Origin of the sequence: Olsenella sp. An270 (genome assembly GCF_002159735.1) — a bacterium.
Lineage (GTDB): Bacteria > Actinomycetota > Coriobacteriia > Coriobacteriales > Atopobiaceae > Thermophilibacter.
On sequence record NZ_NFJF01000004.1, the window covers coordinates 60,959 to 73,708 of the forward strand.

The window sequence follows — 12,750 nt, forward strand, 5'->3', positions numbered from 1 at the left end:
AAGACAACTGCTTTCTCCTAGATCAAGGGAGCTCAGCATGGGTCTCGTCTACCACTACACCTCTCCTGAGGCAGTGCTGAGTATCTTGCGGAACAAAGCGCTCTGGTTCTCCGACTGCGAGTTTATGAATGATCCCGAGGAGATTGCGTACTGTCACCGTCTCTACGATGAGGCGTGGGCGGAGGTGTGCCTTGAGGCGGGCATTCCGGAAGAGCAGGTTAATCGAAAAATAACGAGTCAGGCGAACCCCTATGAGTGCGAGTCTCCAATTAGCGAGGAGCTCACCTTTAGTGTGCCCGCCCGGTATTACTCGTTCAGCACTTGTGCTGAAGCGGATAACCTAGCCATGTGGTCTTGCTATGCGTGCAGAAACGGCGAGACGGGCTATGCGCTGGGCTTTGACGCGGAGTTACTTACTCAGGAGCTCCAGGACCTAGCCTCATCTTTCTTGGAATCAGAGGTCTATTTCGACAGCCGTTCGGGTTGGGTTTGTTATGCCGAGAATGATCAAGGTGAGCAAATCAAGCGCCTTATTTTGAATCATCTTGTAGAGCGTAGCGTCATTTGCGAGCGTCGTTCAAGCTTGCTCGATCGCGTAATTGCGGGAGAGGTCGCGCGGGGTGACCACTGGGAACAAATCAGCGCGTTGGCCCCGTTTATCAAGCGTCCCGAGTTCTCATATGAGCGGGAGTATCGCTTCGTGATTCGTCTTTGCCAGCTCCCCATAGATGGCCTGGAAGGTTGTGGGGATGACTCGAAGGCAGAAGTAAGGCAAGGCTGGCGGCTGAGTTCGTCCGGAACACTCGTCCCGTACTACGAGCTTTCGCTCGGGCGGGCTTTCTCGGATGTGCTGAAAGAGGTCCAAGTAATGCACTTGGGAGAGTCGGGCATCGCAGTAAGCGGTATGAGGAGGTTGCTTGACAGTTTTGGCTACCAGCACGTTTTGGTCAGGGAGGCGGACGTTCGGCTAAGAAAGTCTTAGCGCAGGATTGATGGGAGTGAGTATGGGCTGGTTCTGGGGATTAGGTCAAAGGGCGGCGAAACCGATGCCAAAGAAGGCGACCTCTGACAGCAGGCCGGAGCTTCGGCTGACGGTCCGTTTTGAGGAGGGCGATGAGGGTGAGTTTTTGATTCCAGCTTGTGGGGGCAGCTGTGGTGGCGTCCCTTTTCGATGGAATATCGACTGGGGCGATGGAGCCAGAGGATGTGCATCGGGAGTTTCGTCGGCCTGGGGAGGAGACGTCTCCTCAGGTGACCTTGTTCATAGCTATGCTGTTCCAGGAACTTATGAAATTGCTCTTTCCCCTATCGAACAGGTCGGCGAGACTGCTGGAGATGCTCCGGGCTGGCTGCAGGCGTTTGGGTATCCCGACGGAGGGTTGCTTCGGGTGGGGGAAATGGGGCTTCGTCCTCCGCAGGGAGTAGATAAGCTCATTGAGGTCGACGGTATTCTGGATGATCGCGCGATTAATATTGAGCTTGAGGGTGCTTGCGCCAGCATGTTTACTAACTGCAAGAATATTACGATGGGGCCGAGCTTTACCATTTCAAGCCACAAAGAGCGGGCGGGAGACTTCTTCTGCTTCAAAATGTTCGCATGGGATAACGGTCCAACGTTCGCTATGGGAGAATCGTTTCAGCTTCCTCGGAACCTTCGTACTGTCGGAAAAGCGTTTTGTTGCAAGATGTTTATGTGCTGCAACGCCCCTTCGTTTTCTATGAACGATGTGTTCACCATTCCTCAAAACATTACTTCCGCAGGGAGCTCCTTTTGCCAGGAAATGTTTGAAGAGCATGGTCTAGGTTTAACCATGGGCAAAGCGTTCAACCTTCCACAAGGTTTGGTAACAGTGGAGGACAACTTTTGCGCGGACATGTTTTTGACTTCCGGTGGAGATGGGTATCGCTTCGAAATGAACGAAATTTTTAATCTCCCACAACACATCTCCGGTTATGTCGGAAACGGCTTCTGTAGCGGAATGTTTTCGTGGAATCGAGGCCCAAATTTCTCAATGAATAATAAATTCAATATTCCGACTGGAATTACAAGTGCAGGAGATGAGTTTTGTTGCAAGATGTTTGCGGGCTGCTCAGGTGCTCGCTTCTCTATGAACGATATCTTCAATTTGCCAGAGAACTTTACGTGGGCAGGAGAAAGCTGCTGTGCCTGGATGTTTAAACAATGCAACGGGAAGAGGTTCAAGTTAAACGAGAAGTTTGATTATCCCGTCGGGCTCACCGGCTCTAGACTTCTTGCATACGAGATGTTCAGCGAGTGCCGTTGGGATGCCTTGAACTTGAACATACAGGATATCGTAAGCCGTAATCCTCACCTTCAAATATGGCGACAGCCCATTTGATTGATTCACTTGCTTGTAAGGATGCCCCTTCGGATTACGACAACAGGAAGGACGGCAAGATGAATGAGCCATCTAAGGTTTTGTTGGGCAGCGCGTATAAGATGGAGCCGGGCTACGATGAGTGCGCGAGGTATCTCCTAAGGCCATTATGTGGGGGAATCGGCGTGTTGTCAGGAATGGCAGAGTTCTATGACTATCACGCAGGGGACTATCCATCGCCTCAGAACGCTTTCTGTGAGTCGCCTTCCAGCGCGGTGTATGGTCCGTTCCTGGGAGATTTCCTTGCCATGATGGACTACGTGGACGAGGACGTTCGCTTTTTCTGCATGACCGACCGATCCAGGATGCGGGAGTATGTCAACAGCTACCTTGAGGACCTTCTGCGGGGTGTCTACGTTGACGAGATCTGGCAGATGATAGGTGCCCACTTGGCGCGGCACACCTGCTCGGAGTCGGGATATAGGCAGAATATCGTGGTCGGAACGCCGTACTTCAACGATTTGTTCTACTCGACAAGCTGGAAAGCGGCCCAGGCGCTGTTCTCTCCGGACGCTATTTCCAGCCTGCAATCATCGTTCAAGTTCATTCGTGGTTACAATCCAGTGGTCCCGGCTCACAAGGCCTTCGTGTTTTACTTCGACGGCGGTCAGAATCTACGGTTCTTCTTTGATGCCCGAGACGGGCAATGCCGCATGGACGATACCTTGTTCATGGTGTCAAAGGACTTTCACTGCTCTGAGAACGAATATAAACAGAGCTTCGAGAAGTACGTACTGTTCTTGTCGAACTGGTCGCTCATTCTTGCTTGCTGGATGAGCATGCACGAGTTTGGGCAGTGCGCCTTTGGCTTGTATTGGGAGACTGGAGTTATGGCGCTTTGTCAAAGGAAGCAGCGAGAGGAATGGTGGCGAACGCATCGTCGCTAAAGGAGTTGAGGCACTTCTCAGGTGTAGCTCCACATTGTACGAGCAAAAGTACGAGCAAACTTTTGCTCGTACTTTTTTGCGTATACTATACGAGAAAGTTAGCCAGGTCGAAAGAAGGGACGTAGCGTGCGCGAATCCAAGACAGTTGAGTTCAAAGCGTCTGTCAGCGGCCCGTTTCTCAAGACCGTCTCGGCTTTTGCCAACTATGAAGGCGGAACGATCTTCTTTGGCGTTGCCGACGATGGGGCAGCAGTGGGCCTGCAAGATCCCGTGCAGGCGTGTCTGGATATAGAGAATCGCATCAACGACTCGATTTCTCCTGTCCCGGAGTTCGCCCTTACGACGCACGAGGCAACTTCGACAGTCGAACTCAAAGTCATGCCGGGGGCGGCGACGCCCTACCTCTATCGTGCGAAGGCTTACAAGCGCGCGGACAGCGCGACGGTCGAGGTGGATCGCGTCGAGCTTACACGCCTCACGCTCGCCGGCAGCAACCTGCATTTCGAGCAGCTGCCGGCAGAGAATCAGGGCCTTACGTTCACGTGCCTTGAGGTGGCGTTGCAAGCTGAGCTGGGCCTTGAGGAGTTCAACACCGACACCCTTAAAACACTGGAGCTGCTCTCGCCGAAGAACGGCTACAACAACGCTGCAGCAATCCTGGCCGATCAAAGTACGTTTCCCGGAATCGACGTCGCGCGCTTTGGCGAGAGCGTCAGCGTAATACTCAAGCGGGCTACCTATGAGGGCGCGTCGGCGCTTGCCGAGTTTGACGAGGTGGTCCGGCTCTTCAAGGATACGTACTGCTATGAGCTGGTGAAGGACGTCCATCGCATTGCGGTGGAGGCCATACCCGTCAGCGCCTTCCGTGAAACCCTCGCAAATGCTGTTGTTCATAGGACGTGGGACGTCGCGGCGCGAGTGCGCGTATCCATGCATCCAGACCGCGTAGAGGTCTCTTCCCCTGGGGGCCTTCCAACGGGCATATCCGAGGAGGAGTATCTCTCCGGCAGGGTTTCCGTTATGCGCAATCCCATCTTGGCCAACGTGTTCTATCGCCTAGGCATCATCGAGGCATTCGGCACGGGGGTAATCCGAATCAAGGAAGCATACGAGGGCAGCGCGGCAAAGCCCGAGTTCGTTATTACGGAGAACTCGATAACGGTTATCCTTCCCCTCGTGAGAGAAGACACCAACTTGACTGAGGACCAGCGGCTCGTGTACGACTTGCTTAGCCCCGTGCGCCTCATGCCTGCCGGAGAGCTGGAACAGCACGTGAGCTTTAGCAGATCCAAGCTCACGAACATCCTCAAGCAGCTGATCTCTCTTGGCTTGGCAGAAACGCGCGGGGTCGGAAGAGGTCTGAAATATCGACGCGCCGGGTGACGGATCCGGCCCAGGCTCAGGCTCACCAGTCGTTCCTGCGGGAGTCCAGAAGGAGTAGGCGACCATGGCAAAGAACCAGTCTCGTACACCGGGGCGTGACGTCCGGGGCGGCAAGGGCAAGGGGGGCCGTCCCTTCCGCCCGGTCCAGGGCAAGGGTCCTCGCGGCGAGAAGAACCGCCCGCCCGCCGGCCGTCCGGGCGCTACGCGCCGCGAGCAGCGCGACCGCACGGACCTCATCGAGGGGCGTCGTGCCGTGGAGGAGGCGCTGGCCTGTGGGATGCCGCTGCGCTCGGCGCTCGTGCAGGAGCGCTCCGGGGAGCGCGACCAGGCGCTCGAGAGAATAGCCGCCCGGCTCGACGAGGCCGGCGTGCCGGTGGAGCGCGTACCGCGCGCCCGCCTGGACGCGCTCTCCAGCCACGGCGCCCACCAGGGCGTCGTCGTGCGCACGCGACCCTTCGCCTACGCCGAGCTCGCGGACGTGATCGCGGCGGCAGGGGAGGGCCCGGCGCTCATCGTCGTGCTCGACCACGTGACTGACCAGGGCAACTTCGGTGCCATCGTGCGCACGGCCGAGGTCGTGGGCGCGGCCGGCGTGGTCGTGGCCAAGGCCCGGGCCGCCTCGGTGGGCGTGGGCGCGTACAAGACCTCCGCCGGCGCCGTCATGCACCTGCCCATCGCGCAGGTCCCCAACCTCGCACGCGCCCTTGACGAGCTCAAGGCCGCCGGCTTCTGGGCCTGTGCGGCCACCGAGCATGCGGGCGAGGACGTCTGGCACGCCCCCATGGGCGGGCGCCTGGCGCTCGTGATGGGCTCGGAGGGCGAGGGCATCTCGCGCCTGGTGGCCGAGAAGTGCGACTTCTCCTGTCGTCTGCCGCAGCGCGGGCGCGTGGAGTCGCTTAACGTGGCCCAGGCCACGACCGTGCTCTGCTACGAGTGGCTGCGGCGCGTCGAGTGTGGCGGCGAGGCCGATGCCTAGGGCGGCCGCCCCGCGCGAGCTGCTCGTGGTGGACGGCTACAACGTCATCTACAAGTCCGCCCGCTACCTCGCCCGCATGGACGAGACCGCCGACGGCGACCCCTTCGAGCAGGCGCGCGACCTGCTCGTCGCCGACGTGGCCGCCTATGCGAAGGGCCGCTACGAGCCCGTGATCGTCTTCGACGCGGCGGGCAACGTCTCACCGGAGCGCCCCGACCTCTCCAAGGCCGGCGTGCGCCTGGTCTTCTCGCCCGCCGGTGAGTCTGCCGACACCGTGATCGAGCGCCTGGTCACCGAGGCGCGCCTCGCCCCGCAGGCCGTGACGGTGGTTACCTCGGACAACACCATCAGGGCTACGGTGGGCGGCATCCCCGTGACGCGCGTCTCGAGCGACGTGCTCGTGACCAACATGGACGCGCTGGACGTCGAGTACCGCCAGGCCAACGCCGAGCGCCAGACCCAGCACATGCGCCTGGAGGATCGCATCGACCCGGCGGCGCGCGAGAAGCTCTGGCGCCTCCTGCGCGGCCGAGATGCCTAAAAGGGGTCAGACCCCTTTTAGGCAAGTTTGCGTAGCTGGCGGGGGCGCGGCCGACCCGCTATGATGGACGAACACGCCGGCATGGCTCAATGGCAGAGCAACGGTTTTGTAAACCGTGGGTTGGGGGTTCGACTCCCTCTGCCGGCTCCAGGGGCTCAGGGGCCGCGACTTCACGGTCGCGGCCCATATCCTTAGAGGGAGGGACGGGATGGCAGACGATTTCAGCGAGTGGGCTTCAGATGCCCCGCTGCGTACGCCGGACGGGTTCTCTGAAGTTGTCACGGCGGCTGGGGTGGCCGTCTCAGCCATAGAGCGCAACGAGATGCTTTCGTACGCGTCCAAGACGTTCGTCGGGGTGCACGAGCCGCTGCAGAGGCGCATCCTCGACGGCTACCAGAGCGCAAAGAGACTGCAGCTGCTCGGGATGGTGGGCTATGTGGTCGTTGCGTTGGTGGCGCTCGGCATCGTGCTGGCGCTGCCGCTTGAGATGGCGGCGGATCTTCGGGCGACCGTATGGGCCGCGATTGCCGCCCTTGCCTTCATCGTCTTCATCCCAGTGTGGGTCCTTCTCTGCAACCACGTTCTGGTGCCGGATTGGAACACCTACGCAACGTGGTATCGCCGCCGCGACCGCAAGGGGCTCGGCTTTGCCGACCTTTACGAGGCGCTTGGCATGACGTATCCGCTCGCACGTGGCTGACGGGCAAGCAGCAACTACGCTGACCTGCGGATGTGTACGCCTCGTGACAATGGATACGCCCGGCTGCGGGGTATACGTTGACAAGTTTTTTCCCGCGTCGTAATCTATCTTCCGCTTGCGGGGGAGAAAGCGCCTCGCGGGCGGCTGAAAACGGAATGGGGATGTGGCACAGCGGCAACTGCGGCGGACTGTAAATCCGCTCCCTCTGGGTTCCTTGGTTCGAGTCCAAGCATCCCCACCATTCGCCCGTGTAGCTCAGTCGGTAGAGCACTTCGTTGGTAACGAAGAGGTCACCGGTTCAAATCCGGTCGCGGGCTCCACTTCCGCCTTTCAGCGCACGCACCTGCCGGTGTAGCTCAGTTGGTTAGAGCACGCGGCTCATACCCGCGATGTCACTGGTTCGAGTCCAGTCACCGGTACCAGAGTCCCATGGCGGCGCCTCGGCGCCGCTTGGCATAAGTACGTAGTTTGTTTGGATTGGCCGTAAGGTCGGTTCCAGAAGGAGGATGGCAATGGCCAAGGAGAAGTTCGATCGTTCCAAGCCCCACGTAAACATCGGTACCATCGGTCACGTCGACCACGGCAAGACCACCCTGACCGCGGCCATCACCAAGGTCCTCTCCGAGACCGAGGGCTGCAAGGCTGACTTCACCGCCTTCGAGAACATCGACAAGGCCCCCGAGGAGCGCCAGCGCGGCATCACCATCAACGTTGCCCACATCGAGTACGAGACCTGGGAGCGCCACTACGCCCACGTCGACTGCCCGGGTCACGCTGACTACATCAAGAACATGATCTCCGGCGCGGCTCAGATGGACGGTGCCATCCTCGTCATCGCCGCCACCGACGGCCCCATGGCCCAGACCCGCGAGCACATCCTGCTCGCCCGTCAGGTCGGCGTGCCCTACATCGTCGTGTTCCTGAACAAGTGCGACATGGTCGACGACGAGGAGCTCATCGACCTCGTCGAGATGGAGACCCGTGACCTCCTGACCGAGTACGACTTCCCCGGTGACGACCTGCCGATCATCCGCGGCTCCGCCCTCGGCGCCCTCAACGGCGAGGAGAAGTGGGTCGAGTCCGTGCGCGAGCTCATGCACACCGTCGACTCCTACATCCCCACCCCGCCGCGTGACAACGACAAGCCGTTCCTGATGGCCATCGAGGACGTCATGACCATCTCCGGCCGCGGCACCGTCGCCACCGGCCGTGTCGAGCGCGGCGAGCTCAAGCTCAACGAGCCGGTCGAGATCATCGGCATCCGCGAGAAGCAGTCCTCCGTCGCCACCGGCATCGAGATGTTCCGCAAGACGATGGACTTCTGCGAGGCTGGCGACAACGTGGGCATCCTCCTGCGTGGCATCAAGCGCGAGGACATCGAGCGCGGCCAGGTCATCTGCAAGCCCGGCTCCGTCACCCCGCACTCTGAGTTCACCGGTGAGATCTACGTCCTCACCAAGGAGGAGGGCGGCCGCCACACGCCGTTCTTCGCCGGCTACCGTCCGCAGTTCTACTTCCGCACCACGGACATCACCGGCGACATCTCCGAGCTCACCGACTCCAACGGCACCAAGGTCGAGATGGCCATGCCGGGCGACCACGTGACCGTGAAGTGCAAGCTCATCCACTCCATCGCCATGGAGCAGGGCGACAAGTTCGCCATCCGTGAGGGCGGCCACACCGTCGGCGACGGCCGTATCTCCACCATCATCGAGTAGTCACCGCTCACTCGAAGCCTGGGGCCCGGCACCCTGCGTGCCGGGCCCTTTCTGCTCCGAGGCGTCGTTCTTCTCGGCTCTGTGCATTTTGTGATTGACGAGACGAGAAGAACGCTGCCTTGACAAAACCGAGAGGTGGATGGTAGCGTATACCACCGCACGTCACGTTCGAGGGAAACTCCCTCCAACGAGTAGTACTTTCAGGAGGATCAATGCGTACTCTGGTTACCCTCGCGTGCACTGAGTGCAAGCGCCGCAACTACACCACGGACAAGAACAAGTCCAACAACCCCGATCGCATGGAGTTGAAGAAGTACTGCCCGTGGTGCCACAAGCACACGCTGCACAGGGAGACCCGCTAGCAGGTGGGCTTTCCAAACAGGCCAGTAGCTCCAATGGTAGAGCGGCGGTCTCCAAAACCGTTTGTTGAGGGTTCGAGTCCTTCCTGGCCTGCCAGATCTCACCACCGGCTTTCCCTTCGGGGTTAGCCGGTTTCCATGTAAGGCACGTTCTCTAGGGAGAGTCGATGGCGAACAAGGACCGCAACAAGAGGAGCGCTCGCAAGGCGCGCGCCGAGGAGCGTGCCCGCGTCGAGGCGGCCCAGGCGGCCACGACCGGCTCCCAGCCCGCCAAGGCCGTCGCCAAGGCGGAGAAGAAGCCGGTGACCAAGCCCGAGAAGAAGAAGGCCGACAAGAAGCCCGGCATCTTCCGTCGGCTCCTCAACTATCTCGGTGACGTCCGCTCCGAGATGCGCCGCGTCGTGTGGCCGTCTCCCGAGGAGCTCAAGAGCTACTCGGTCGCCATCGTCGCCATGCTGATCGTCTTTGGCATCGTCATCTGGCTTGTCGACTCCGGCATCGTCGCCGCGCTCGTCGGCTACACCGGTCTGAGGGGATAGACATGGCTAAGCGCTGGTACGTGATTCACACCTACTCGGGCTACGAGAACAAGGTCAAGGCCGACCTCGAGCACCGCATCGAGACCTATGGCCTCGGCGACCAGATCGTGGACATCCAGATCCCCACGGAGGAGGTCACCGAGATCAAGGAGGGCGGTAAGCGCGAGACCAAGGAGTCCAAGGTCCTGCCGAGCTACGTCCTCGTCCGCATGGAGGGCAACGACGACACCTGGTCGTTCGTCCGCAACACGCCGGGCGTGACGGGCTTCGTGGGCCCCGACGGCAAGCCGTCCCCGCTGCGTCGCAGCGAGTTCGACAAGATCATGCGCCGCACGGGCGCCCGCGGCACCACCCCGGTGGCCCCCAAGCGCACCTCCACCTCGATCGAGGTCGGCCAGTCCGTGCGCGTGGTCTCCGGCCCGCTCGCCGACTTCGACGGCCAGGTCTCCGAGGTCATGCCCGAGGCCGGCAAGGTCAAGGTCATGCTCATGATCTTTGGCCGCGAGACCCCGGTCGAGCTCACGCTCGAGCAGGTCGCCACGATCGCGTAGGCGCAAGGAAGGGAACCACCGCCCGCCCGTATCGGTGAGGATTGCTTCTCGGGCGCGGTGCAAACATAGCAAGCGAACAACCTCTCAAGGAGGAGAGCCATGGCTCAGAAGAAGGTCGTCAACTTCATCAAGCTCCAGATTCCCGCCGGCGGCGCCAACCCCGCGCCTCCCGTCGGCCCCGCCCTCGGTGCCGCCCAGGTCAACATCATGCAGTTCTGCCAGGCGTTCAACGCCGCCACGCAGGACAAGGCCGGCGACATCATCCCCGTCGAGATCTCGGTCTACGAGGATCGCTCCTTCGACTTCATCTGCAAGACCCCGCCCGCCGCTGAGCTCATCAAGAAGGAGCTCGGCCTCAAGGGTGGCTCCGGCGTCCCCCAGCGCGACAAGGTCGGCCAGCTCTCCCAGGAGCAGCTCACCAAGATCGCCGAGATCAAGATGCCCGACCTCAACGCCAACGACATCGAGGCCGCCAAGAAGATCGTCGCCGGCACCGCCCGCTCCATGGGCGTCACCATCGCCGAGTAACATGCCGTAAGCGCCGAGGGGAACGGTCCTCTCGGCACGCGATGTGGGAGGGCGAGAAGCCCGCTGACCACAGGAGGTTCGCAACATGCCCAAGCACGGTAAGAACTACAAGGCCGCCGCGGCCAAGGTCGAGAGCACCAAGCTCTACACCCCCAAGGAGGCCATGGAGCTCGCCAAGGAGCTCGCCCCCGCCAAGTTTGACGAGACCGTCGAGGTCCACGTCCGCCTGGGCGTCGACACCCGCAAGGCCGACCAGAACGTCCGCGGCTCCATTGCCCTGCCCCACGGCACCGGCAAGTCCGTCCGCGTCGCCGTCTTCGCCGAGGGCGAGAAGGCCCGCGAGGCCGAGGCCGCCGGCGCCGACGTCGTGGGCTCCGACGACCTGGTCGCCCAGGTCCAGGCCGGCGAGCTGAACTTCGACGCCGCCATCGCCACGCCCAACATGATGGGCAAGGTCGGCCGCCTCGGTAAGATCCTCGGCCCCCGCGGCCTCATGCCCAACCCCAAGCTCGGCACCGTCACCATGGACGTCGCCAAGATGGTCGGCGAGCTCAAGGCCGGCCGCGTCGAGTACCGCGCCGACCGCTACGGCATCTGCCACGTCCCGATGGGCAAGGTGTCCTTCGACACCCAGAAGCTCGTCGAGAACTACGGCGCGCTCATCAACGAGCTGCTCCGCGTGAAGCCGTCCTCCGCCAAGGGCAAGTATGTCAAGTCCGTCGTCGTCTCCACCACGATGGGCCCTGGCATCAAGGTCGACTCCACCAAGACGCGCAACCTGATGGACGAGTAGCGCGTTTTTCTCAGCCAGCTTGACGGGCTTCTCGCCACGTGACACAATGGCGCGTGCGAGACGCCCTGTCTCGCGAACGTTTCACTGCATGTCCGCTGCCAAAGACAGCCGGTGCCGCAAGGCTCAAAGGGGAAACCCGCCTGCCGAGGTGGTCTCAGAGATAAGCATCCTCGAGGACCCCGCTTTGGCAACGCCAAACGGGGTCTTCTCATGCGGAAGGCCCGCCCGTCGGCGGCATGCCCGACCGCAGCAAGAGGAGGTGTAACAACATGCCATCCAAGTCCAACGTCGAGATGCTCGAGAAGGTCTCCGGCTCCATCGAGAACGCCAGCGGCCTCTTCGTCGTCGACTACCGTGGCCTCTCCGTCAAGGAGACCCAGGACGTCCGCCGTGCCCTGCGCGCCGCCGGTGCCGAGATGAAGGTGTACAAGAACAACATCGTCAAGATCGCTCTTGAGAACGCCGGACTCCCCAACATCGACGACATGCTCGCCGGCACCTGCGCCTACGTCTTCTATGGCGAGGATCCCGTGGAGCCCGCCAAGGTGATCAAGGAGCAGTCCGAGAAGCTCAAGAAGATGAACTTCATCGGCGCCATCGCCGACGGCAAGGCCCTCACGGCCGACGAGGCCAAGGCCTACGCCGACCTGCCCAACCGCGAGCAGCTCATGGCTCAGATCGCTGGTCTCATCAGCGGCTTCGCGCGCGACATCGCCGTCTGCGTCAGCGAGGTCCCGGGCGGTCTTGCCCGCAGCATCAACGCCGTGGCCGAGCAGAAGCAGGCCGCCTAGCACCACCACCTGCGGCACCCGCCGCACCGTACACGCAAATCCGCGCAGAACGCGCGGGACCGAAAGGATTGAAACATGGCTAAGCTCACCACCGAGGAGATCGTTGACGCCCTCAAGGAGATGACCCTGCTCGAGGCCTCCGAGCTCGTCAAGGCCATCGAGGAGACCTTCGGCGTCTCCGCCGCCGCCCCCGTCGCCGTTGCCGCCGCCCCCGCCGCTGGCGCCGCTGCCGCCGAGGAGGAGGAGAAGACCAACTTCGACGTCGTGCTCGAGGGCTTCGGCGACAACAAGATCGCCGTCATCAAGGTCGTCCGCGCTCTGACCAACCTCGGCCTCAAGGAGGCCAAGGAGGTCGTCGAGGGTGCCCCCAAGGCCGTCCTCGAGGGCGCCAAGAAGGAGGACGCCGAGGCCGCCAAGAAGCAGCTCGAGGAGGCCGGCGCCACCGTCACCCTCAAGTAAGTTCGCTTGCCTCAAGGGTTATAGGCACTGCCGAGGGGTCGGACCTGCGGGTCCGGCCCCTTTTTGCGTGCTTTGCGCACGAGGTCCTTCTCGCCCAGCGCGTCCTGAAAATCGGGCCTGCGGCAC

15 protein-coding genes and 5 tRNA genes are annotated in these 12,750 nt (G+C 61.4%); all 20 read left to right on the forward strand.

What is annotated here, in order from left to right; translation table 11 throughout:
• Window positions 1-37 precede the first annotated feature (37 nt).
• Window positions 38-982: a DUF2971 domain-containing protein gene (locus B5F73_RS05580; protein WP_087227280.1), complete on the forward strand. Its 945-nt coding sequence runs from the start codon at window positions 38-40 to the stop codon at window positions 980-982.
• 22 nt (window positions 983-1,004) lie between these two features.
• Window positions 1,005-2,360, forward strand: coding sequence for a hypothetical protein (locus B5F73_RS09290; RefSeq protein WP_143803148.1), 1,356 nt, complete (start codon window positions 1,005-1,007; stop codon window positions 2,358-2,360).
• Window positions 2,361-2,419: 59 nt separating this feature from the next.
• Window positions 2,420-3,286, forward strand: a complete 867-nt coding sequence (locus tag B5F73_RS05590; RefSeq protein ID WP_087227282.1) for a hypothetical protein — start codon at window positions 2,420-2,422, stop codon at window positions 3,284-3,286.
• A gap of 126 nt (window positions 3,287-3,412) precedes the next feature.
• Window positions 3,413-4,669 (forward strand): ATP-binding protein, encoded by a 1,257-nt coding sequence (locus tag B5F73_RS05595; RefSeq protein ID WP_087227283.1) that lies wholly within the window; start codon window positions 3,413-3,415, stop codon window positions 4,667-4,669.
• 64 nt (window positions 4,670-4,733) lie between these two features.
• On the forward strand, window positions 4,734-5,645 hold the full coding sequence (gene rlmB, locus B5F73_RS05600) for a 23S rRNA (guanosine(2251)-2'-O)-methyltransferase RlmB (protein WP_087227284.1): 912 nt from the start codon (window positions 4,734-4,736) through the stop codon (window positions 5,643-5,645).
• The gene (locus tag B5F73_RS05605) at window positions 5,638-6,186 is read left to right on the forward strand and encodes an NYN domain-containing protein (RefSeq protein ID WP_087227285.1); all 549 of its coding nucleotides are present in this window, start codon (window positions 5,638-5,640) and stop codon (window positions 6,184-6,186) included. Before rlmB ends, B5F73_RS05605 begins: the two co-directional genes overlap by 8 nt.
• A gap of 75 nt (window positions 6,187-6,261) precedes the next feature.
• Window positions 6,262-6,336: transfer RNA gene (locus B5F73_RS05610), tRNA-Thr, on the forward strand.
• Between the two features lie 58 nt (window positions 6,337-6,394).
• Window positions 6,395-6,886: a hypothetical protein gene (locus tag B5F73_RS05615; RefSeq protein WP_143803149.1), complete on the forward strand. Its 492-nt coding sequence runs from the start codon at window positions 6,395-6,397 to the stop codon at window positions 6,884-6,886.
• 157 nt (window positions 6,887-7,043) lie between these two features.
• Window positions 7,044-7,127: transfer RNA gene (locus B5F73_RS05620), tRNA-Tyr, on the forward strand.
• Between the two features lie 3 nt (window positions 7,128-7,130).
• Window positions 7,131-7,206, forward strand: a tRNA-Thr gene (locus tag B5F73_RS05625).
• Window positions 7,207-7,231: 25 nt separating this feature from the next.
• A tRNA-Met gene (locus B5F73_RS05630) sits at window positions 7,232-7,308 on the forward strand.
• Between the two features lie 90 nt (window positions 7,309-7,398).
• Window positions 7,399-8,604 (forward strand): elongation factor Tu, encoded by a 1,206-nt coding sequence (gene tuf, locus B5F73_RS05635; protein WP_087227287.1) that lies wholly within the window; start codon window positions 7,399-7,401, stop codon window positions 8,602-8,604.
• Between the two features lie 212 nt (window positions 8,605-8,816).
• Window positions 8,817-8,966 (forward strand): 50S ribosomal protein L33, encoded by a 150-nt coding sequence (gene rpmG, locus B5F73_RS05640; RefSeq protein WP_075575821.1) that lies wholly within the window; start codon window positions 8,817-8,819, stop codon window positions 8,964-8,966.
• An 18-nt stretch (window positions 8,967-8,984) separates the two neighbouring features.
• Window positions 8,985-9,060 (forward strand) — tRNA-Trp (locus B5F73_RS05645).
• Between the two features lie 70 nt (window positions 9,061-9,130).
• The gene (secE, locus tag B5F73_RS05650) at window positions 9,131-9,502 is read left to right on the forward strand and encodes a preprotein translocase subunit SecE (RefSeq protein WP_087227288.1); all 372 of its coding nucleotides are present in this window, start codon (window positions 9,131-9,133) and stop codon (window positions 9,500-9,502) included.
• Window positions 9,503-9,504: 2 nt separating this feature from the next.
• A complete protein-coding gene (nusG, locus tag B5F73_RS05655; protein WP_087227289.1) occupies window positions 9,505-10,053 on the forward strand; it encodes a transcription termination/antitermination protein NusG in 549 nt (182 codons plus the stop codon).
• A gap of 99 nt (window positions 10,054-10,152) precedes the next feature.
• The gene (rplK, locus tag B5F73_RS05660) at window positions 10,153-10,581 is read left to right on the forward strand and encodes a 50S ribosomal protein L11 (protein WP_087227290.1); all 429 of its coding nucleotides are present in this window, start codon (window positions 10,153-10,155) and stop codon (window positions 10,579-10,581) included.
• 85 nt (window positions 10,582-10,666) lie between these two features.
• Window positions 10,667-11,374, forward strand: coding sequence for a 50S ribosomal protein L1 (gene rplA / locus B5F73_RS05665; RefSeq protein ID WP_087227291.1), 708 nt, complete (start codon window positions 10,667-10,669; stop codon window positions 11,372-11,374).
• Between the two features lie 269 nt (window positions 11,375-11,643).
• Complete coding sequence (gene rplJ / locus B5F73_RS05670) at window positions 11,644-12,165, forward strand: 50S ribosomal protein L10 (protein WP_087227292.1); 522 nt, start codon at window positions 11,644-11,646, stop codon at window positions 12,163-12,165.
• A 75-nt stretch (window positions 12,166-12,240) separates the two neighbouring features.
• Complete coding sequence (gene rplL / locus B5F73_RS05675) at window positions 12,241-12,624, forward strand: 50S ribosomal protein L7/L12 (RefSeq protein ID WP_087227293.1); 384 nt, start codon at window positions 12,241-12,243, stop codon at window positions 12,622-12,624.
• Window positions 12,625-12,750: the final 126 nt, after the last annotated feature.

What these genes read in the sequence shown, in the direction of transcription:
- B5F73_RS05615 (WP_143803149.1), top strand. Translation starts at nt 6,395, where the DNA reads ATGGCAGACGATTTCAGCGAGTGGGCTTCAGATGCCCCGCTGCGTACG.
- secE (WP_087227288.1), top strand. Translation starts at nt 9,131, where the DNA reads ATGGCGAACAAGGACCGCAACAAGAGGAGCGCTCGCAAGGCGCGCGCC.
- B5F73_RS05590 (WP_087227282.1), top strand. Translation starts at nt 2,420, where the DNA reads ATGAATGAGCCATCTAAGGTTTTGTTGGGCAGCGCGTATAAGATGGAG.
- tuf (WP_087227287.1), top strand. Translation starts at nt 7,399, where the DNA reads ATGGCCAAGGAGAAGTTCGATCGTTCCAAGCCCCACGTAAACATCGGT.
- rplK (WP_087227290.1), top strand. Translation starts at nt 10,153, where the DNA reads ATGGCTCAGAAGAAGGTCGTCAACTTCATCAAGCTCCAGATTCCCGCC.
- B5F73_RS05605 (WP_087227285.1), top strand. Translation starts at nt 5,638, where the DNA reads ATGCCTAGGGCGGCCGCCCCGCGCGAGCTGCTCGTGGTGGACGGCTAC.
- rlmB (WP_087227284.1), top strand. Translation starts at nt 4,734, where the DNA reads ATGGCAAAGAACCAGTCTCGTACACCGGGGCGTGACGTCCGGGGCGGC.
- B5F73_RS05580 (WP_087227280.1), top strand. Translation starts at nt 38, where the DNA reads ATGGGTCTCGTCTACCACTACACCTCTCCTGAGGCAGTGCTGAGTATC.
- nusG (WP_087227289.1), top strand. Translation starts at nt 9,505, where the DNA reads ATGGCTAAGCGCTGGTACGTGATTCACACCTACTCGGGCTACGAGAAC.
- rplJ (WP_087227292.1), top strand. Translation starts at nt 11,644, where the DNA reads ATGCCATCCAAGTCCAACGTCGAGATGCTCGAGAAGGTCTCCGGCTCC.
- B5F73_RS09290 (WP_143803148.1), top strand. Translation starts at nt 1,005, where the DNA reads ATGGGCTGGTTCTGGGGATTAGGTCAAAGGGCGGCGAAACCGATGCCA.
- rpmG (WP_075575821.1), top strand. Translation starts at nt 8,817, where the DNA reads ATGCGTACTCTGGTTACCCTCGCGTGCACTGAGTGCAAGCGCCGCAAC.
- rplL (WP_087227293.1), top strand. Translation starts at nt 12,241, where the DNA reads ATGGCTAAGCTCACCACCGAGGAGATCGTTGACGCCCTCAAGGAGATG.
- rplA (WP_087227291.1), top strand. Translation starts at nt 10,667, where the DNA reads ATGCCCAAGCACGGTAAGAACTACAAGGCCGCCGCGGCCAAGGTCGAG.